We start from the raw sequence: 17,958 nt of genomic DNA on the forward strand, positions 1-17,958 counted from the left end.
TAAACAGAGATCGCGACAAACACTTTTTGGCTGGCCGACAGAGCGGAGTCGAAGCAGCTGTTTGAAGCGCCCATGACGTCGTCCATGGCGGTCCAAGTGTTGCCGAAGGTGACTTCGCCGAAGCCGCCTGCCAGACCGACGTAGGACTGACGGTTGAAAGCAGAACCGGGGACCTTGGCGTTACCGTTGGTCAGATCAATGCCTTGCTCCAGCTTGAACACGGCCTTCAGACCGCCACCGAGGTCTTCGGTGCCCTTGAAACCGATGCGGCTGGTGTTCAGGCCGCCCGAACCCATTTTGGTTTCAGACTTGGCACCAACGCCGTCTTTTACCGAACCAACCCAAACGTCGGCCAGGCCGTAGATGGTCACGCTGGATTGGGCCATGGCGGCGCCGGAAGCGGCCAGAACGGCCAGAGCGATCAGAGACTTTTTCATGAGGTATGTTCCTTTGAAAATTCCAGCCTTCTGATGAAAGCCGGTGTGACTAAAACTCACAGCGGGAATGCTACATGCGGGGTAACCCTGATCCCAAGAGATACCCATGAAACAGTTTGCGCCGGGGCCAAAACCGTCTGATTTAGGCGACAAAATCGCATTTAATTAGCTATAAAGTATTATTTTTTGAGAAAGCACAGTGCACCACAAACAAAAAAACCTGCCGTGTCACCACAGCAGGTTTTGTACTGAACTTCACGCTGGCCAAAGCCAGCCGCAAGATCAGAAGGTGTGGCGGATACCGATGTCGTAACCGGTCTTGTCGGTGGTACGAGCACCTTCGTTGCCGTAAGAGGCGTACACCTTGGTGCGCTTGCTCAGCATGTAGTCCACGCCCAGACCCAGCTTCTTGGAAATCTTGGCACCAGTCACGTCATCCTTGACCTGGCCATAACCGGCCTTGATGACGACAGCACCCATGGGAGCCACTGCCATGATGTTCCAGGCCTTGCGGTCGTTGCCCACAGCCAGATCCAGCTGCGAGAAGCCACCACCCACGGTCATGAAGCCCAGGTTGTAGGTGCCCAGGAAGGCCGTGATCTGGTCATCTTGGCGGTTTTGCTCCATACCGCCACCGACGTACAGAGGACCACTGGCGTAGCTGGCCCACAGACCCATCAGGTTCTTCGTCGTGGCCGGCAGAGGCGCGGGGGAATTGGCGTGCTGCTTCAGACCCAGGCTGACCGCTGCACTGAAGCCGCTGAAGTTCGGGGAGCTGTAATGGATGGCGTCGGTACGGCCCAGACCAGCGGCGTCAGCGTTGTTTTCCTTGTCGGTGAAGTAGCCAGACGTCAGCACCGCGGTGCTGGCCTGTTGCAGGGTGCCCCACGGGTCGGTCGCGTTGACGGGCGCCTGGAAGGCGGTCAGGGCACGGCCGAGCTTGACGGCACCGAAACCACCCGACAGACCAACAGTGGATTCACCCTGGAAGGTGGGACGTGCAAAGGTCGTACCGTCGTTGCCACCCGACTCAGGGCTGAAGCGCTGTGCCAGCGTGAAGTGGGCCTTCAGGCCACCGCCGAGGTCTTCGGTGCCCAGGAAACGAATCTGGTTGGCGCCGTTGGTGGCGTCCAGGCGGGCGTCTTTGGAGCCGATAGGCTTCACATAGCCCAGGTCCACAGCACCGTCGATGGTCACGGACGATTGGGCGAAAGCGGCGCCGGTGGCGACCACGGCAGCCAGAGCGATCAGGGTCTTTTTCATTGAGCAGTTCTCCAAGGTTGATAAAAGAGGCTGAAGGAAGCGACCTTCGATGCCGACCTCCGTTTTTGGAAGCTGAGTCCATTGCACCAGACGCGTCCCGGGCCGTCACGGCCAACCCGCACGGTCGCGGGAAAACCCTTGTACATCTTGTTGCACGGGGACGACAAACCGGACGATGTGCACAAAAGTGCAGCGGCACGGGCGCCAGCAGCCTGGCTATTCCCCGGCCGACATGCCGTTCAGCGTTGGGGCCATACTGATCACTTTTGAATCCCGCGGAGCCACCCCATGACACTCGACCCCGTCCTGACAGCCGCCGACTCGGCACTGCGCACGCTGTTCGCGTCGCCACGCGCCACCCGCGCGTGCCCTACCTTGCCTGAATCGCCAGAAACGTCGTTGAACGACACGGACCGGGCGCTGGCGGGCTCACTGATGCGCGTCAACCATGTGGGCGAGATCTGTGCGCAGGCGCTCTACACCTCGCAGGCGCTGGCCGCGCGCGCGCAAGGCCCGGGTAACGAGCGTTTGGCCCAGCGCCTGGAAGCGGCAGGCCGGGAAGAGACCGACCACTTGGCCTGGACACAGGAGCGGCTGGAAGAACTGAACGCCCATCCTTCCCTGCTGAACCCGCTCTGGTACGCCGGCGCCTTCGGTCTGGGGCTGCTGGCTGGGCGGTTCGGGCCGGGGGTGAGCCTGGGTTTTGTGGTGGAGACCGAGCGTCAGGTGGAGGCCCACCTGGCCAGCCACCTGGACCGCCTGCCCGCCCACGACCATGCCTCGCGCGCCATCGTGGCGCAGATGAAAGACGACGAGGCGCGCCATGCGCGGGAGGCGCAACACGCTGGAGCAACCGAACTGCCGGCGCCGGTCAAGGGCCTGATGCGGCTGGTGGCCAAGGTCATGACGACCGTGGCGCACCGCATCTGAATCAGAGAGTGCCCCCACGCTCTGCCGCTGACATGGGTCGCTGCCCCAATCGGGCTGATCCGCCTTAGGGCGGCCCGGCGGCGGATCAGGCTTCGACGAGGTCGAAGCCGGTCGTGATGTCTGCGGTTTTGCCCAGCATGATGCTGGCCGAGCAGTATTTGTCGTGGCTCATGGCAATGGCGCGCTCCACAGCCGACGCGGGAATGCCCTTGCCGGTCACGGTGAACTGCATGTGGATCTTGGTGAAGACCTTGGGATCGGTCTCGGCCCGCTCTGTGGTGAGTTTGACGCTGCAACCGCGCACGTCGTGCCGACCGCGCTTGAGGATGAGCACCACGTCATAGGCGGTGCAGCCGCCGGTACCGGCCAGCACGGTTTCCATGGGGCGGGGCGCCAGGTTGGCCCCCCCGTTCTCGGGCTTGGCGGCGTCAGGGGCGCCGTCCATCACCAGCACATGGCCGCTGCCGGTTTCGGCGACAAAGCCCATGTTCGAGCGGGTACCGGTGGCGCCGGTCCAGGTGACGGTGCATTCCATGGGAAGGGGTCCGGGTGTGAGATTGGTTACGGTTTTTGGAAGAAGCTCTCTAAAAGATAGCAAACGGCCATCCTTGCATGTTGCGTTGCAGCATGACTTCGATATACTGGCGGCATTGTATTGAAGGTTGTCTCCTCTACCCTCCACGGGTGGATTCAAACCCGGACCGGCTCTGCCAGTCCGGGTTTATTATGTCCTGAACGGCAGAAGTGCGATCGGAACGGGCCAGCCGACGCGCATTGGGTGCGCCCACCCCGCTGGCTATGATGGGCACCCAAGGAAAAAACCATGCCCGCACGTCAGAAAAAGCTCCCCGTTGCCGCCGCTTCCCCTGTGACCACACTCGGTCCGGCCGACTACCTCAAGAAGATCCTGACGGCCCGGGTGTACGACGTGGCAGTGGAATCTCCACTGGAGGTGGCCCGCAACCTGAGCCGCCGTGTGCACAACACCGTGCTGCTCAAACGCGAAGACCAGCAACCGGTGTTCAGCTTCAAGCTGCGCGGCGCTTACAACAAGATGGCGCACCTCACGCCAGCGCAGCTCAAGAAAGGTGTGATTTGCGCGTCGGCCGGCAACCACGCCCAGGGTGTGGCGCTGGGGGCGGCCAAGCTGGGCACGCGGGCGGTGATCGTGATGCCCACGACCACGCCGCAGGTGAAGATCGACGCCGTCAAGGCGCTGGGTGGCGAGGTGCAACTGCACGGCGACAGCTATTCCGACGCCTACGGGTACGCGGTGACCCTGCAGAAGAAAGAGGGCCTGACCTTCGTACACCCGTTCGACGACCCGCTGGTCATCGCCGGGCAGGGCACGATCGCCATGGAGGTGCTGCGCCAGGTGCAGAGCCTGGGCTCCAACCACCTGGACGCGGTGTTCGTGGCCATCGGCGGCGGCGGGCTGATTTCGGGGGTGGCGAACTACATCAAGGCGGTGCGGCCCGAGGTCAAGGTCATCGGCGTGCAGATGAACGACTCGGACGCGATGATGCGGTCGGTGCAGGCCGGCGAGCGGGTGACGCTGCCGGACGTGGGCCTGTTCTCCGACGGCACGGCGGTCAAACTGGTGGGTGAAGAAACCTTCCGCGTGGCCAGCGGCCTGGTGGACGAATTCATGACGGTGGACACCGACGCGGTGTGCGCGGCCATCAAGGACATCTTCGTGGACACGCGCTCCATCGTCGAGCCGGCCGGTGCGCTGGCGGTGGCCGCCATCAAGCAGTACGTGGCCACACGCAAGACCAAGGGCGAGACCTACGCCGCCATCCTGTGCGGCGCGAACATGAACTTCGACCGCCTGCGCTTCGTGGCCGAACGCGCCGAGGTGGGCGAGGAGCGCGAAGCGCTGTTCGCGGTGACCATCCCCGAGGAGCGCGGCAGCTTCAAGCGTTTTCTGGAAACCATCGGCAACCTGCCCGGCGGGCCACGCAGCGTGACCGAGTTCAACTACCGCATCGGCAACGCCGAGACGGCCCACGTGTTCATGGGGCTGACCACACACGGCAAGGGCGAGTCGGGCAAGCTGGCGGCCAGTTTCCAGCGCCAGGGGTTCCAAGCGCTGGACCTGACACACGACGACCTGGCCAAAGAGCACATCCGCCACATGGTGGGCGGACATTCGCCGCTGGCGCAAGACGAACGCCTCCTGCGCTTCGTGTTCCCGGAACGCCCCGGCGCGCTGCTCAAGTTCCTGAGCCTGATGCGCCCGGGCTGGAACATCAGCCTGTTCCACTACCGCAACCAGGGCGCGGACTACGGGCGGATCCTGGTGGGACTGCAAGTGCCGCCGAAAGACCACAAGGCGTTCGACAAATTCCTCCACACCCTGGGGTACCCGTTCGTCGAAGAAACCCACAATCCCGTGTACCGTCTGTTCCTCAAAAGCTGACCGCACACCGCGATGATCATCAAGCCCTTCCCCGCCAGCGACGATGCCGACCCGGTCGGGGATCGGCTGGCGGGTTTGCGGCTGCCGATCATCCACCCCACCGCCGACGCGGTGCTCGACGCCGAGCTTCGCCAGCGACTGCACCGCGCCGAACTGCCCGACCACGCGCTGGGGCGCCTGGAAACCCTGCTGTTGCAACTGGCACGCATTCAGAACCCGACGCCCTTCCCGTTCGACCTGCTGGCCTTTGACTCCCCTCAGCTGGTGGTGTTTGCGGCCGATCACGGCGTGGCCGACGAAGGCGTGTCGCTGTTTCCGCAGTCGGCCACGCGCCAGCGCATCGGCCAGCTGCTCAAAGGCAGCTCCGCCACAAACACCCTGGCCGACCTGCACGGGTTCGATCTGACGGTGGTGGACGCCGGGGTGGCGACCCACCTGCAACCACCGGCCCACCACAAGGCGCGCGTGCCGCTGCAGTTGCGCAAGATCGGCTACGCCACCCGCAACATCGTGCTCAGCCCGGCCATGTCGATGGCGCAGGCCGTGTCGGCCCTGCACGCCGGCATGGACGTGGTGCACCACCTGCCGGGCAATGTGATCGCCTTGGGCGACGTGGGCGTGGGCAGCACCTCCTGTGCGGCCTTGCTGCTGTCACGCCTGTGCGGTGTGCCGCTGGCCGACGCCTGCGGCCGCGGCAGCGGGCTGGACGACGCCCAGCTGCAGCACAAACTGGAGAAGCTGTTCGCCGCCGCCAGCCGCCACCGCAAGGCCACAGCCCCGCTGGACGTGCTGGCGGCCATGGGTGGTTTCGAGATCGCCATGATGGCCGGGGCCATGCTGCAGGCCGCGGCCGAGCGGCGCGTGGTGCTGGTGGACGGCTTTGTGGCCGGCGCCGCGGCGCTGGTGGCCCGCGGGCTGGCGCCCGCCGTGACCGACTACCTGGTGTTCACCCACCGGTCGGCCGAGCCTGGCCACCGCTTGCTGCTGATCCACCTGCAGGCGCAGCCCCTGCTGGACATGGAACTGCGCGTGGGCCAGGGCATGGGCGCGCTGCTGGCGTGGCCGCTGCTGCAAACCGCTCAGCGGCTGCTGGAACACTGACCGCGGCGACGCGGGCGGGCGTCAGTTCTTCGCCGGCTGCGGCAGGCTCAATTCCACCGTGGTGGGCCCCGAGTTGCTGGCGCCCAACCGGGCGCCGAGACGGCTCACCGACTGCAGCACCAGCCCATCCTCCAGCGCTGCGCCCACGGTGTAGGGCCGAGGGGGTTGGCCGTCGATCGCTATGAGGGCGGCCCCACGGCGGCCCGACTGGTCCACCACGCCGAGAAGGCGGTAGCGCGATGCCGTCGCGACCGGCGCAGGCGCTTTGGCCTCAGCCACCGGCGCCACAGCGCCGAGCGCACGGGCCACCGCCGCGGCATCGCTGCCCATGGGCGCCAGGGGCACGGCCGCCACCGCCGTGACCGGGCTGCGTCCCCAGGCCAGCAGGACCCAGTAGCCAGCGCTCAACCCCGCCGCCAGCCACAGCACCCCCGCCGCCAGCGCAGGCAGCAGGCCCGGGGCCGACGAAGAGGGCTGCGCCAGTCGGCGCGCGCGGATGGCCTTGTTCATGGGCGCATTATGATCGACCGACACCGTGCAACCGCGGGCCCAAAAGCGCCGGTTGCACCCCTCGCACAGCACCGTCCGCAGGCCCCCCAACGGGTCCGCCGGACCGATCCGGGAGACCGACTTGACACACCCCCGCCCCCTGCGCCACACCGCCCGCCGCGCCCTGGTGCGCGGCTTCACGCTGATCGAACTGATGGTGGTGCTGGTCATCATCGGCGTGCTGGCCGCGCTGATCGTGCCCAACGTGCTGGACCGCGACGACGTCGCCCGCGTGACCGCCGCCAGGACCGACGTCAACAACCTGATGCAGGCGCTCAAGCTCTACAAACTGGACAACCAGCGCTACCCGACCAGCGAACAGGGGCTGAACGCCCTGGTGGCCAAGCCGGGCGCCGGCCCCATACCAGCCAACTGGCGACCGTACCTGGACAAACTACCCGCCGACCCCTGGAGCCGCCCCTACCAGTACCTGAGCCCGGGCCTGCACGGTGAAGTGGACGTGCTGTCGCTGGGTGCGGACGGTCAGGCTGGAGGCGAAGGCAAGGACGCCGACATCGGCAGCTGGCAGTGAGCCCTCCCCCCCTGCGCCGCTGCGCGGCTTCCCCCCCTGCTGCGCGGAGGGGACGGCCGCTGTGGCCCGGCAAAGCCGGTTCCACGCGGCCCCTGGACAGAAGGCACGTCGACCTCCACCATGTCCTCGCGCCGCGCTGTGCGCAGGGCTTCACGCTGCTGGAACTGATGATCGTGGTGGCCATCATCGCGCTGGCCACCGCTGGCGTGAGCCTGGCGCTGCGGGACAGCGACAGCACCCAGCTCGAACGCGAGGCGCTGCGCCTGTCGGCGCTGCTCGAATCGGGCCGCGCCCAGTCGCGCACCAGCGGCGTGCCGGTGCTCTGGCGCAGCACCGGCAGCGGTTTCGAATTCATCGGCGTGGCGCCCACGCCCGGCGCCGCGGACGGACTGGCGAACACCCGCAGCTGGCTGAGCGATGGGACGCGCGTGCAGATCACGCAGCCCGCCGGTGCCGCGGTGCTGGTGCTGGGGCCAGAGCCGCTGATCGCAGCACAACGGCTGATGTTGCTGCAAGGCGACCGGCGCCTGAGCCTGGGCACCGACGGGCTTGCACCGTTTGCGGTGCTACCGGAGGGCTCCACCCCATGACGAACAGGCGCCGCAGCCAAGGCTTCACTCTGATCGAGGTGCTGGTGGCGCTGGCGGTGGTGGCCATCACCCTGGCCGCCGGGCTGCAAGCCACTGGCGCCCTGACCCGCGCCGCCAGCCGCCAGAGCGACCAGTGGCTGGCCCAGTTGTGCGCCGAAAACGAACTGACCCGGCTGCGCCTGGCGCGCCAGCTGCCTGGTGTGGGAGAGACCACCGCCGACTGCACCCAGGCCGGGCAGACGCTGGCGGTGCGCCTGGTGGTCGCGCCCACGCCCAACCCGAACTTCCGGCGCATCGACGCGGTGGTGGAAGGCCCGGTCGACGGTGCCACGGTGCGGCTGCTGATGCTGTCCACGGTGATGGGGCGGTATTAGATGGACCCCCACGCTCCACCGCTGCGCGGGTCGCTGCCCCCCGGGGGGGCTGGGCCTGCCTTGGGGCGGCCCGGCGGCTGGCCCGTCTTGCGCCCCCACGCTACACCGCTGTGCGGGTCGCTGCCCCAGGAACGGGGAGGGACCCAGTCCTTGCCGGGTCCGGGGGCTGGGCCTGCCTTGGGGCGGCCCGGCGGCTGGCCCGTCTTGCGCCCACACGCTCCACCGCTGAGCGTCTTTCCCCCCTGCTGCGCGGGGGGGCCGGCCCCTGTGGCTGGGCCAAGCCCGTTCCACGGCGCCTCTGGACCGAGACACGCGCTTCCGAGTGACGCTTGGCATCTGCCTGTGCGCCGCTCCCGTGGCTTCACACTCATCGAACTGCTGGTCGCCATCTCGGTGATGGCGTTGCTGGCGGTGCTGAGCTGGCGCTCCATCGACGGCATGACGCGCACGCAGACGCTGACGCAGCAGCGCGCCGACCAGTTGCTGCGCCTGCAGGCGGCGCTGGGTCAGTGGGGGGCCGATCTGGATGCGGTCACCGACACCCAGGAAGTGAGCCCGCTGGACTACGACGGCCGGCTGCTGCGCCTGACGCGGCGCGACAGCGGCGAGACCGGCCTGGACAGCGCCGGCGTGCGCGTGGTGGCGTGGACGCGGGTGGATAGGCAGTGGATGCGCTGGCAGTCCGGCCCGCTGCAGCACCGCGACGACCTGGCCCGCGCCTGGCAGCGCGCGGCGCTCTGGAGCCAGGCGTCAGCGCCCGATGCCGCACAGCGCAGCGATGCCGACAGCGCGGTGGCGGTCGCCGCCATCGACCAGTGGCAACTGTTCTACCACCGGGGCGAAACCTGGGGCAACCCGCTCTCGTCGGTGGGCAACGAGTCGGCCGGCACCGCGACCACCACCAGCCTGCCCAACGGCGTGCGTCTGGTGCTGACGCTGAGCACAGGACAGGCCATGCAAGGCACGCTCACCCGCGACTGGGTGCGCCCCACGCTGGAGGCAGGGCAGTGATGAAGCCCCCCCGCGCCGCTTCGCGTCACCCCCCCGCCGGGGGGCGGCACTGGCCGTCCGGCAAAGCCGGCCCGGCGGTGCCCTGGGAGAGCTCCACCTCGCTTCGGAGGTCGATCACCCTCCAGACGAGGCTCTGTCAAAAAGGTGCTGCCCTGCTCCTGGCCATGTTGACCGTGACCCTCGTGGCCACCCTCGCCTCGGCCGCGCTGTGGCAACAGTGGCGCGCCATCCAGGTGGAAACGGCCGAGCGCCAGCGGGTGCAGGCGGGCTGGATCCTGACCGGCGCACTGGACTGGGCGCGCCTGATCCTGCGCGAGGACGCGCGCAGCAACCAGAACAGCGGCAACCCCGACCACCTGGGCGAGCCCTGGGCAATGCCGCTGGAAGAAGCGCGCCTGTCCAGCTTCCTGGCCGCCGACCGCGACAACAGCGCCGACCAGGAACTGCCCGCCTTCCTCTCGGGCGAGGTGCGCGACCAGCAGTCCCGCCTGAACTTTCTCAACCTGGTCAGCGTGACCGGCACCGGCGCGCAAACCAAGGCCGAACTGTCGGTGGCCGATCTGGCGGTGTTCACCAAGCTCTACCAGCTGCTGGACCTGCCCGTTGCCGAGCTGGACGCCGCCGCCCAGGCGTTGCTGCAGACCACGCAACTCGCAGCCAACGACCCTCAGCCCTCGCACACCGCGCTCATCCCGTCCAAGCTGGCCCATCTGGCCTGGCTGGGCATCGGCCGCGCCAGCCTGGCCGCGCTGGAGCCACACGTGACCCTGCTGCCCGAGCGCACGCCCGTCAACCTCAACACCGCCAGCGCCCAGGTGCTGGCGGCCAGCGTGACCGACCTCAGCCTGGCCGACGCCCAGCAGCTGGTGACCGAGCGCGAGCGCGACCCCTGGCGCCAGATCGCCGACGCGGCGCGCACCCAGCCGGGTATCGCCAGCCAGCTCAAGGCCGACCGCCACGACGTGCGCAGCAGCTACTTTGAAGTGCGCGGCCGCCTGCGGCTGGACGACACCGTGATCGAGGAACGCTCGCTGGTGGTGCGCAACAACCTGCAGGTGCGCGTGCTCTGGCGCGAACGCATCACCACCCGCTGAACGGCGCACGGAGCGATCTCTAGAATCCCTCCCATACCACCCGGCCCCCACACGTGCTGATCCTCACCCCTTACGACTTTTCGCTCGCCCCCGCCGACGGCCCCACGGCCCCGTTGTCCTGGGTGCGTTCCGGTGACGGCCGGCTCGCGCTCGAACACGGCCGCTGCGCCGCTTCGCTGCTGCCCGCCGAAGCCGAAGTGGTGCTGGCGCTGCCGGTGCGCGCCCTGTCGTGGCACCGCCTGGCGGTGCCCAAGGTGGCCGCCTCGCGCCTGCGTGCGGTGCTCGACGGCCTGCTCGAAGAACGCCTGCTCAGCGACACCACCGAGCTGCATTTCGCCCTGGCGCCCGGCGCCCGCCCCGGCCAGACCCTGTGGGTGGCCGCCTGCGACAAGGCCTGGCTGCGCAGCTGGCTGCAGGCGCTGGAAGCGGCCGGGCGCCCGGTCTCGCGCATCGTGCCCATGCTCTGGCCCACGGCGGACGCAGTGCACTGGGCCCACGACAGCGGCGGCCACGCCTGGCTGGGCAGTGCCAGCGCCGAGGGCGTGCGCTGCCTGCCGCTGACCGCCGTGGGCACGGACCGCACCGGCACCGAAGACACCGAAGCGCAGTGGCTGGCCGACCCGGCCGTGGCCGCACAGGCCGAACAGGCACTGGACCGGCGCCTGGCGCCCGTACCCTTGCACGACTGGCTGCTGCGCGTCGCCCAGTCCGACTGGAACCTGGCGCAGTTCGACTTGAGCCTCTCCAGCGGCGCGCGGCGCGGTCAGCGCCTGCGGCAGGCGCTGCGCCAGTTCCGCACGGCGCCGGCCTGGCGCCCGGCGCGCTGGGGCCTCGCGGCCTTGCTGGTGGCCCAGCTGGTGGGGCTGAACGTGGCCGCCTGGCACGAACGCAGCGGCCTGGACGCCAAGCGCCAGGCGGTGCGCCAGACCCTGCAACAAACCTTCCCCAACGTGACGCTGGTGCTGGACGCACCGCTGCAAATGCAGCGCGAGCTGGCCCAGCTGCAGCAGGCCGGTGGCCAGCTGTCGGGCCGCGACCTCGAAGCCATGCTGTCGGCCCTGGGCAGCGCGGGCCCGGGCGTGGCCGCGCAACGCCTGGTCTACAGCCCGGGCGAGTTGCGGCTGGAAGCGCCCGAGGAGCAGTTGCGCGCCCAGGCCCAGGCGCTGGCCGGCGGCGCCTGGAACGCACAGATCGACGGCCAGGCACTGCGCCTGCGCCCCAACACCCCATGACCGATCGCACCCCATCCCCCCTGCAGCGCCTGCGCCAGACCGTGCAGCCCGCCTGGGCGCGGCTGGCGCCGCGCGAACGCCTGGCCGTGGGCGCGGCCGCCACCGTGGTGGGGCTGGCCTTGCTGTGGTGGCTGGGCGTGGCCCCGGCGCTGACCACCCTGCGCGCGGCCCCTGCCCAACACCAGCAGCTGGACGCGCAGCTGGCCCAGATGCGCCAGATGGCCGCCACGGCACAAAGCCTGCGCGGCCAGAACCAGGCCCTGGCGCCCGCCAGTGCCCGCAGCGCGCTGGAACAGGCCACCAGCACCACGCTGGCCGGCACGGCGCAGCTGCAGGTGCAGGGCGACCGCGCCACCGTCACCCTGCGCGGCACGCCGCCCGACGCGCTGGCGCAATGGCTGGCGCAGGTGCGCATCAACGCCCGCGTGGTGCCGGTGCAGGCCGATCTGCAGCGCAGCGCAGCCCCCGCGGGCTGGAGCGGCCAGCTGGTGCTGGCCGGCCCCGGCCTGGGGGCGGGCAACTGATGCACACCGCCTGGCCCGCGCGCCTGGCCTGGCTGGGTGGCCTGCTCGGGCTGACTTTGGCTCTGCTGCTGTTCGCGCCGGCGCGCTGGCTGGCCCAGGGCATCGGCCTGGCCAGCGACGGGCGGGTGCAACTGGTCAACGCCCGTGGCACGGTGTGGGACGGACAAGCCGACCTGCTGCTGACCGGTGGCCAGGGCAGCCGCAGCCTGACCGCCCTGCCGCAAGGCCTGCGCTGGCGGCTGCGCCCCGCCTGGGCCGCGGCACCGGCACTGCAACTGCAACTGACCGCCCCCTGCTGCACCCCGCAACCGCTGAGCCTGACCGCCCTGCCCGGCTGGAACGGCGCGCGCCTGCAAGTGGCCAGTTTCCAGAGCCAATGGCCCACCGAGCTGCTGACGGGCCTGGGCACACCCTGGAACACGCTGCGTCTGGAAGGGCAGCTGCAACTGCAGTCCCCCGGGCTGGACCTGCAATGGGCCGCCGGCCGCAGCCAGGTGCAGGGCGCGCTGACCATCGACGCCCAGGACATGGCCTCGCGCCTGTCCACCCTGCGCCCGTTGGGCAGCTACCGCCTGGCGCTGAACGCCCCCGCGGGTGGCGACAGCGCCACCGTGGCACTGCAGACCCTGCGCGGTGAACTCCTGTTGCAGGGCGACGGTCAATGGGTGGGGGGACGGTTGCGGTTCCGTGGCGAGGCATTGGCCGCGCCGGGCCGCGAAGCCGCGCTGGCCAACCTGCTCAACATCATCGGACGCCGCCAGGGCGCGCGTTCGCTGCTGAACATCGGGTGACGTCTGCACGCAGGCGCACACCCCACTTCGCGATAGGATGACCTCATGACAGCCAACCCCCTCCGAGCCCCCGCGGCGCCGTGCGCGCTCACGCTGCTGGCGCTGGTCTGCGCACTGGGCGGCCTGCTGCCCGGCCATGCCGCGGCACAAAGCCGCCGCCAGGAACCGGTGGTGCTCAACTTCGTGGGCGCCGAGATCGAAGCCGTGGCGCGCACGCTGTCCACCATCACCGGCCGCAACGTGGTGCTGGACCCGCGCGTCAAGGGCACGGTCAACCTCTCGACCGACAAGCCGGTGCCGCCGGCCACCGCGCTCAACCAGTTCGCCGCCGCGCTGCGCCTGCAGGGCTTTGCGCTGGTCGACACCGGCGGGCTCTACAAGATCGTGCCCGAAGCCGACGCCAAGCTGCAGGGCAACACCGTCCACGCCGGGCCGGTGAGCCAGCTGCCGGCGTCCAACCAGATCGTCACGCAGATCTTCCGCCTCAACCACGAGAACGCGAACAACCTGGTGCCGGTGCTGCGCCCGCTGATCGGCCCGAACAACACCATCAACGTCAACCCGGGCAACAACTCGCTGGTCATCACCGACTACGCCGACAACCTGCAACGCATCGGCCGCATCATCAGCGCGCTGGACGTGGCCGGCGCCACCGACGTCGAAATCATCCCGCTGCAGCACGCCATCGCCACCGACCTGGTGCCCCTGGTGAACAAGCTGATCGAGTCCGGTGGCACGGGCGGCGGAGCGGCCGGTGCATCGGCGGGTGACGCATCCTTCAAGACGACGCTGGTGGCCGAGCCGCGCAGCAACAGCCTGGTGATGCGCGCGGCCAACCCGGCGCGGCTGGCGCTGGTGCGCGCGCTGGTGACCAAGCTCGACCAGCCCACCTCGCAGGCCGCGGCCGGCGACATCCACGTCGTCTATCTGAAGAACGCGGACGCGGTGTCCCTGGCCACCACGCTGCGCGCCGCGCTCTCAGGGGGCGGTGGCGCAACCGCCAGCGCACCGGCACGCCCCGCCGCAGCGGCGGGTGGCAGCGCGGCCACGTCGCCGGTCGCGTCCAGCGCGACGCCGTCCACCGGCGGCCAGATCCAGGCCGACCCGGCCACCAACGCCCTCATCATCACCGCGCCCGAGCCGCAGTACCGCCAGCTGCGCGCCGTGATCGACCAGCTCGACGCACGGCGCGCGCAGGTGTACGTAGAAAGCCTGATCGCCGAGGTCAACGCCGACAAGGCGGCCGAGTTCGGCATCCAGTGGCAAGGGCCCATCGGCAAGGCGGGCGACGGCGCCATCGGTCTGCTGGGCACCAACTTCGGCAGCGGCGGCAGCAACATCTTCACGCTGGCCAACGGCACCACCGCGCCGGCGGCGGGCCTGAACCTGGGGGTTGCCGCGCGCGCCAACGGTGTGTACTTCCTGGGCTTTCTCGCCCGCTTCCTGCAGCAGAACGGCGAAGGCAACATCCTCTCCACCCCCAACCTGCTGACGCTGGACAACGAAGAGGCCAAGATCGTGATCGGCCAGAACGTGCCCTTCGTGACCGGCCAGTACACCAGCAACAACTCCAGCAGCGGCTCGGTCAACCCGTTCCAGACCATCGAGCGCAAGGACGTGGGCCTGACCCTGCGCGTCAAGCCACAGATCAGCGAGAACGGCACCATCAAGATGACCATCTTCCAGGAGGTCAGCAGCGTGCAGGAATCGTCGGTCAACGCCAGCGGTGGCCTGATCACCACCAAGCGCTCCATCGAATCGACCGTGCTGGTGGACGACGGCTCGGTGGTGGTGCTCGGCGGCCTGCTGCAAGACTCGTACGCCGGCAACGAAGACAAGGTGCCTGGTCTGGGCGACGTGCCCATCTTCGGCAACCTGTTCAAGAACGAGAAGCGCACCCGCAAGAAGACCAACCTGATGGTGTTCCTGCGCCCCGTCGTGTTGCGCGACGCACGCGAGACCACCAGCCTGTCGCTGGACCGCTACGAACAGATGCGCGCGATCCAGAAGGACGCGCAGCCCGTGCCCAGTGTCGTGGTGCCGGTCAACGAAGCGCCGGTGATGCCGCCGCAGGCCCCGGCGGCTTTCACGGCCCCGCCCGTCCGGTGAGCCCGCGGTCATGAGGTACCCGCTGCCCTACGCCTTCGCGCGCGAACACCACTGGCTGCTGGAAGACGACGGCGAGCAGCTCACCCTGCTGGGCAGCAGCACGGCCGCAGCGGACGCCGACGCGCAGACGCGGCGCCTGTCGGCGCTGTCCGAAATCCTGCGCCGGCACGACGTGCGCGAGGTGCTGTGGCAACCGGCCGACGCGCTGGCCCAGCGCATCAGCGCCGCCTACGCCCAGGGCGAATCGAGCGCGGCCGCGGTGGTCAGCGAGGTGCAGGGCGATGCGGATCTGAGCCGCATGATGCAGGAGCTGCCCGCCATCGAAGACCTGCTGGAAACCGCCGACGACGCGCCCATCATCCGCATGCTCAACGCCCTGCTGACGCAGGCCGCGCGCGACGGCGCGAGCGACATCCACATCGAGCCCTACGAGCGGCATTCGAGCGTGCGCTTCCGCGTCGACGGCACGCTGCGCGAGGTGGTGCAGCCCAACCGCGCGCTGCACGCCGCACTGATCTCGCGCCTGAAGATCATGGCCGAGCTGGACATCTCGGAAAAACGCCTGCCGCAGGACGGCCGCATCAGCCTGCGCATCGGCACCCGCGCGGTGGACGTGCGCGTTTCCACCCTGCCCAGCGCGCACGGCGAGCGCGCGGTGCTGCGCCTGCTGGACAAGAGCGAGAGCAAGCTCAACCTGGAAGCCGTGGGCATGCAGGGCGACGTGCTGGCGCGCTTCAAGCACTTGCTGACGCAGCCGCACGGCATCATCCTGGTGACCGGCCCCACCGGCTCGGGCAAGACCACCACGCTGTACGCCGGCCTGCAGCGGCTGGACGCGGCCACGCTCAACATCATGACGGTGGAAGACCCGATCGAGTACGAGCTGCCGGGCGTGGGCCAGACCCAGGTCAACGCCAAGATCGACCTCGACTTCGCCAAGGCCCTGCGCGCCATCCTGCGCCAGGACCCGGACGTGATCATGATCGGCGAGATCCGCGACTTCGAAACCGCGCAGATCGCCATCCAGGCCTCGCTGACCGGTCACCTGGTGCTGGCCACGCTCCACACCAACGACGCGTCCAGCGCCGTCACACGCCTGACCGACATGGGCGTGGAGCCTTTCCTGCTGAGCAGTTCGCTGCTGGGCGTGCTGGCCCAGCGCCTGGTGCGCAAGCTCTGCGTGCATTGCCGCCAGCAGGACGGGCAAGGCCGCTGGCGCGCGGTGGGCTGCGCACACTGCAGCCAGACCGGCTACAAGGGCCGCACCGGCATTTACGAACTGCTGGTCACCGACGACAAGATCCGGTCGCTGATCCACAACCGCGCGGCCGAGAGCCAGATCTTCGTGGCGGCCGAAGCCGCCGGACTGCGGCCGATGCGCGAAGACGGGCAGCACCTGATTGCGCAAGGCATCACGACGACCGAAGAGGTCATGAGCGTGACGAGGGATTGACCCCCCGCATCGGCTTCGCCGCTACCCCCCAGGGGGCGGCACTGGCGGCCCGGCGGCGCCGGTTCCGCGGTGCCCCTGGATTGAGACACTGCTTACCTGATCTACCCTTATGCCCGCGTATTCCTTTGAAGCCCTGGACGCACAGGGCGCCACGCAGAAAGGCCTGATCGACGCCGACACGGCCAAGGCCGCGCGCAGCCAGCTGCGGGCGCGGGCGCTGGTGCCGCTGTCGGTGGAGCCGGCGCTGAACGCACCGGGCGAGAGCGGCGGGCGAGGTCTGAACATCACCCTGTGGGGAGGCCACGTGTTCAACGCCACCGGGCTGGCGGTGTGGACACGCCAGCTGGCCGGCTTGGTGGCCGCGGGCCTGCCGCTCGAACGCGCGCTGGCTGCGCTGGCCGAAGAGGCCGAAGACGAGGCGCAGCAGCGTCTGGTGGCTGCGTTGCGGTCGGAGGTGAACGCGGGCGCGCCGTTCGCCAAAGCGCTGGCCCAGCACCCGCGCGAGTTCTCGGCCATCTACAGCGCCGTCATCGCCGCGGGTGAACAGAGCGGTCAGCTGGGCACGGTGCTCGAACGCCTGGCCGACGACCTGGAAGCGCGCGAGGCGCTCAAGAACAAGCTGATCGCTGCATCGCTTTACCCGGCCATCGTCACCGTGGTGGCCATCGTCATCGTGGTGTTCCTCGTCAGCTACGTGGTACCGCAGGTGGCCAGCGTGTTCGCCGGCAGCCAGCGCGCCCTGCCCTTCCTCACGGTGGTGATGCTGGGGCTGAGCGCCTTCGTGCGCGGCTGGGGCTGGCTGCTGCTGTTGCTGCTGGTGAGCGGCGGCATCGCTCTGGTGGCGGCGCGCCGCAATCACGCGCTGCGCGAGCGCATGGACGCTGCCTGGCTGCGCCTGCCTCTGGTGGGCAAGCTCGCGCGCGGCTACAACGCGGCGCGTTTTGCGGCCACGCTGGCCATGCTGGCGTCGGCGGGCGTGCCCATCCTGCGTGCCCTGCAGACCGCCGCCGAAACCCTGAACAACCGCGCCATGCGCACCGACGCGCTGGACGCGCTGGTGCTGGTGCGCGAGGGCGCGCCGCTGGCGTCGGCCATCGGCAGCAAGAAACGTTTTCCGCCGCTGGTGAGCATGTTCGCCCGCCTGGGCGAGCAGACCGGCCAGTTGCCGGTGATGCTGCGCCGTGCGGCCGACCAGCTCAGCGCCGAGGTGCAGCGCCGCGCCATGCACCTGGCCACCATCCTGGAGCCGCTGCTGATCGTGGGCATGGGCCTGGTGGTGATGCTGATCGTGCTGGCGGTGCTGATGCCGATCATTCAGCTGAACCAGCTCGTGAAGTGACCCCCCTGCGCCGCTTCGCGTCTTCCCCCCTGAGGGGGGACCACACCAGTGGCCCGGCAAAGCCGGTTCCACGGTGTGTGCTGGACAAAGACACCTCACTCGGAGAGCTTTCCCTATGCCCGTGACACTTGATGGCCAGCTTGTCGTTGCGATTTCTTCGCGGGCGCTGTTCGACTTTGAAGAGGAGAACCGGCTGTTCGAGACCGG

The 17,958-nt window shown here is 69.0% G+C and carries 19 protein-coding genes; 15 read left to right on the top strand and 4 right to left on the bottom strand.

What is annotated here, in order from left to right; all coding sequences use genetic code 11:
* A partial coding sequence (locus ACR2JA_RS04960; protein ID WP_434008004.1) for a porin occupies positions 1-437 on the bottom strand: 437 nt, incomplete at its 3' end.
* Positions 438-719: 282 nt separating this feature from the next.
* A complete protein-coding gene (locus ACR2JA_RS04965; protein ID WP_434008005.1) occupies positions 720-1,700 on the bottom strand; it encodes a porin in 981 nt (326 codons plus the stop codon).
* Positions 1,701-1,988: 288 nt separating this feature from the next.
* On the opposite strand from ACR2JA_RS04965, the gene coq7 reads away from it, so the two are divergent.
* The gene (gene coq7 / locus ACR2JA_RS04970; RefSeq protein WP_434008006.1) at positions 1,989-2,630 is read left to right on the top strand and encodes a 2-polyprenyl-3-methyl-6-methoxy-1,4-benzoquinone monooxygenase; all 642 of its coding nucleotides are present in this window, start codon (positions 1,989-1,991) and stop codon (positions 2,628-2,630) included.
* A gap of 85 nt (positions 2,631-2,715) precedes the next feature.
* Here the strand turns inward: coq7 and ACR2JA_RS04975 are convergent, their stop codons facing one another.
* Positions 2,716-3,165, bottom strand: a complete 450-nt coding sequence (locus ACR2JA_RS04975; protein ID WP_434008007.1) for an OsmC family protein — start codon at positions 3,163-3,165, stop codon at positions 2,716-2,718.
* Positions 3,166-3,453: 288 nt separating this feature from the next.
* On the opposite strand from ACR2JA_RS04975, the gene ilvA reads away from it, so the two are divergent.
* Positions 3,454-5,052 carry a threonine ammonia-lyase, biosynthetic gene (ilvA, locus tag ACR2JA_RS04980; protein WP_434008008.1) on the top strand — a complete coding sequence of 533 codons (1,599 nt, stop codon included), beginning with the start codon at positions 3,454-3,456 and terminating at the stop codon, positions 5,050-5,052.
* Positions 5,053-5,064: 12 nt separating this feature from the next.
* The gene (cobT, locus tag ACR2JA_RS04985; protein WP_434008009.1) at positions 5,065-6,153 is read left to right on the top strand and encodes a nicotinate-nucleotide--dimethylbenzimidazole phosphoribosyltransferase; all 1,089 of its coding nucleotides are present in this window, start codon (positions 5,065-5,067) and stop codon (positions 6,151-6,153) included.
* A gap of 21 nt (positions 6,154-6,174) precedes the next feature.
* Here cobT and ACR2JA_RS04990 read toward each other — a convergent pair whose 3' ends face one another.
* Complete coding sequence (locus tag ACR2JA_RS04990; protein WP_434008010.1) at positions 6,175-6,663, bottom strand: type II secretion system protein N; 489 nt, start codon at positions 6,661-6,663, stop codon at positions 6,175-6,177.
* Between the two features lie 121 nt (positions 6,664-6,784).
* Between ACR2JA_RS04990 and gspG the strand changes: the two genes are divergently transcribed.
* The 12 genes from gspG to ACR2JA_RS05050 all read left to right on the top strand — a co-directional run.
* Entirely contained in the window at positions 6,785-7,234 is a 450-nt protein-coding gene (gene gspG, locus ACR2JA_RS04995; RefSeq protein ID WP_434008011.1) for a type II secretion system major pseudopilin GspG, read from the top strand.
* Between the two features lie 167 nt (positions 7,235-7,401).
* The gene (locus ACR2JA_RS05000; RefSeq protein WP_434008012.1) at positions 7,402-7,824 is read left to right on the top strand and encodes a type II secretion system protein GspH; all 423 of its coding nucleotides are present in this window, start codon (positions 7,402-7,404) and stop codon (positions 7,822-7,824) included.
* A complete protein-coding gene (gspI, locus tag ACR2JA_RS05005; protein WP_434008013.1) occupies positions 7,821-8,198 on the top strand; it encodes a type II secretion system minor pseudopilin GspI in 378 nt (125 codons plus the stop codon). The genes ACR2JA_RS05000 and gspI overlap by 4 nt, the downstream gene beginning before the upstream one ends.
* Positions 8,199-8,540: 342 nt before the next feature.
* A complete protein-coding gene (locus tag ACR2JA_RS05010; RefSeq protein ID WP_434008014.1) occupies positions 8,541-9,209 on the top strand; it encodes a PulJ/GspJ family protein in 669 nt (222 codons plus the stop codon).
* The gene (gspK, locus tag ACR2JA_RS05015; protein WP_434008015.1) at positions 9,209-10,303 is read left to right on the top strand and encodes a type II secretion system minor pseudopilin GspK; all 1,095 of its coding nucleotides are present in this window, start codon (positions 9,209-9,211) and stop codon (positions 10,301-10,303) included. Before ACR2JA_RS05010 ends, gspK begins: the two co-directional genes overlap by 1 nt.
* Positions 10,304-10,356: 53 nt before the next feature.
* On the top strand, positions 10,357-11,535 hold the full coding sequence (gspL, locus tag ACR2JA_RS05020; RefSeq protein ID WP_434008016.1) for a type II secretion system protein GspL: 1,179 nt from the start codon (positions 10,357-10,359) through the stop codon (positions 11,533-11,535).
* On the top strand, positions 11,532-12,059 hold the full coding sequence (gene gspM, locus ACR2JA_RS05025; RefSeq protein ID WP_434008017.1) for a type II secretion system protein GspM: 528 nt from the start codon (positions 11,532-11,534) through the stop codon (positions 12,057-12,059). Before gspL ends, gspM begins: the two co-directional genes overlap by 4 nt.
* Entirely contained in the window at positions 12,059-12,850 is a 792-nt protein-coding gene (gene gspN, locus ACR2JA_RS05030) for a type II secretion system protein N (RefSeq protein WP_434008018.1), read from the top strand. Before gspM ends, gspN begins: the two co-directional genes overlap by 1 nt.
* A gap of 45 nt (positions 12,851-12,895) precedes the next feature.
* Positions 12,896-14,959 (top strand): type II secretion system secretin GspD, encoded by a 2,064-nt coding sequence (gene gspD / locus ACR2JA_RS05035; RefSeq protein ID WP_434008019.1) that lies wholly within the window; start codon positions 12,896-12,898, stop codon positions 14,957-14,959.
* A 10-nt stretch (positions 14,960-14,969) separates the two neighbouring features.
* Positions 14,970-16,412, top strand: a complete 1,443-nt coding sequence (gene gspE, locus ACR2JA_RS05040) for a type II secretion system ATPase GspE (RefSeq protein WP_434008020.1) — start codon at positions 14,970-14,972, stop codon at positions 16,410-16,412.
* A gap of 109 nt (positions 16,413-16,521) precedes the next feature.
* Positions 16,522-17,751 (top strand): type II secretion system inner membrane protein GspF, encoded by a 1,230-nt coding sequence (gspF, locus tag ACR2JA_RS05045; RefSeq protein ID WP_434008021.1) that lies wholly within the window; start codon positions 16,522-16,524, stop codon positions 17,749-17,751.
* Between the two features lie 115 nt (positions 17,752-17,866).
* On the top strand, positions 17,867-17,958 hold a 92-nt coding region (locus ACR2JA_RS05050), incomplete at its 3' end, for a 5'-nucleotidase (RefSeq protein ID WP_434008022.1).

This window comes from Hydrogenophaga sp. (assembly GCF_051007235.1).
Lineage (GTDB): Bacteria > Pseudomonadota > Gammaproteobacteria > Burkholderiales > Burkholderiaceae_C > Hydrogenophaga.

Bases quoted from the DNA above. Each gene is read 5' to 3' on its own strand.
- ACR2JA_RS04965 (WP_434008005.1), bottom strand. From the start codon at position 1,700: ATGAAAAAGACCCTGATCGCTCTGGCTGCCGTGGTCGCCACCGGCGCC.
- coq7 (WP_434008006.1), top strand. From the start codon at position 1,989: ATGACACTCGACCCCGTCCTGACAGCCGCCGACTCGGCACTGCGCACG.
- ACR2JA_RS04975 (WP_434008007.1), bottom strand. From the start codon at position 3,165: ATGGAATGCACCGTCACCTGGACCGGCGCCACCGGTACCCGCTCGAAC.
- ilvA (WP_434008008.1), top strand. From the start codon at position 3,454: ATGCCCGCACGTCAGAAAAAGCTCCCCGTTGCCGCCGCTTCCCCTGTG.
- cobT (WP_434008009.1), top strand. From the start codon at position 5,065: ATGATCATCAAGCCCTTCCCCGCCAGCGACGATGCCGACCCGGTCGGG.
- ACR2JA_RS04990 (WP_434008010.1), bottom strand. From the start codon at position 6,663: ATGAACAAGGCCATCCGCGCGCGCCGACTGGCGCAGCCCTCTTCGTCG.
- ACR2JA_RS05000 (WP_434008012.1), top strand. From the start codon at position 7,402: ATGATCGTGGTGGCCATCATCGCGCTGGCCACCGCTGGCGTGAGCCTG.
- gspI (WP_434008013.1), top strand. From the start codon at position 7,821: ATGACGAACAGGCGCCGCAGCCAAGGCTTCACTCTGATCGAGGTGCTG.
- gspK (WP_434008015.1), top strand. From the start codon at position 9,209: ATGAAGCCCCCCCGCGCCGCTTCGCGTCACCCCCCCGCCGGGGGGCGG.
- gspM (WP_434008017.1), top strand. From the start codon at position 11,532: ATGACCGATCGCACCCCATCCCCCCTGCAGCGCCTGCGCCAGACCGTG.
- gspN (WP_434008018.1), top strand. From the start codon at position 12,059: ATGCACACCGCCTGGCCCGCGCGCCTGGCCTGGCTGGGTGGCCTGCTC.
- gspD (WP_434008019.1), top strand. From the start codon at position 12,896: ATGACAGCCAACCCCCTCCGAGCCCCCGCGGCGCCGTGCGCGCTCACG.
- gspE (WP_434008020.1), top strand. From the start codon at position 14,970: ATGAGGTACCCGCTGCCCTACGCCTTCGCGCGCGAACACCACTGGCTG.
- gspF (WP_434008021.1), top strand. From the start codon at position 16,522: ATGCCCGCGTATTCCTTTGAAGCCCTGGACGCACAGGGCGCCACGCAG.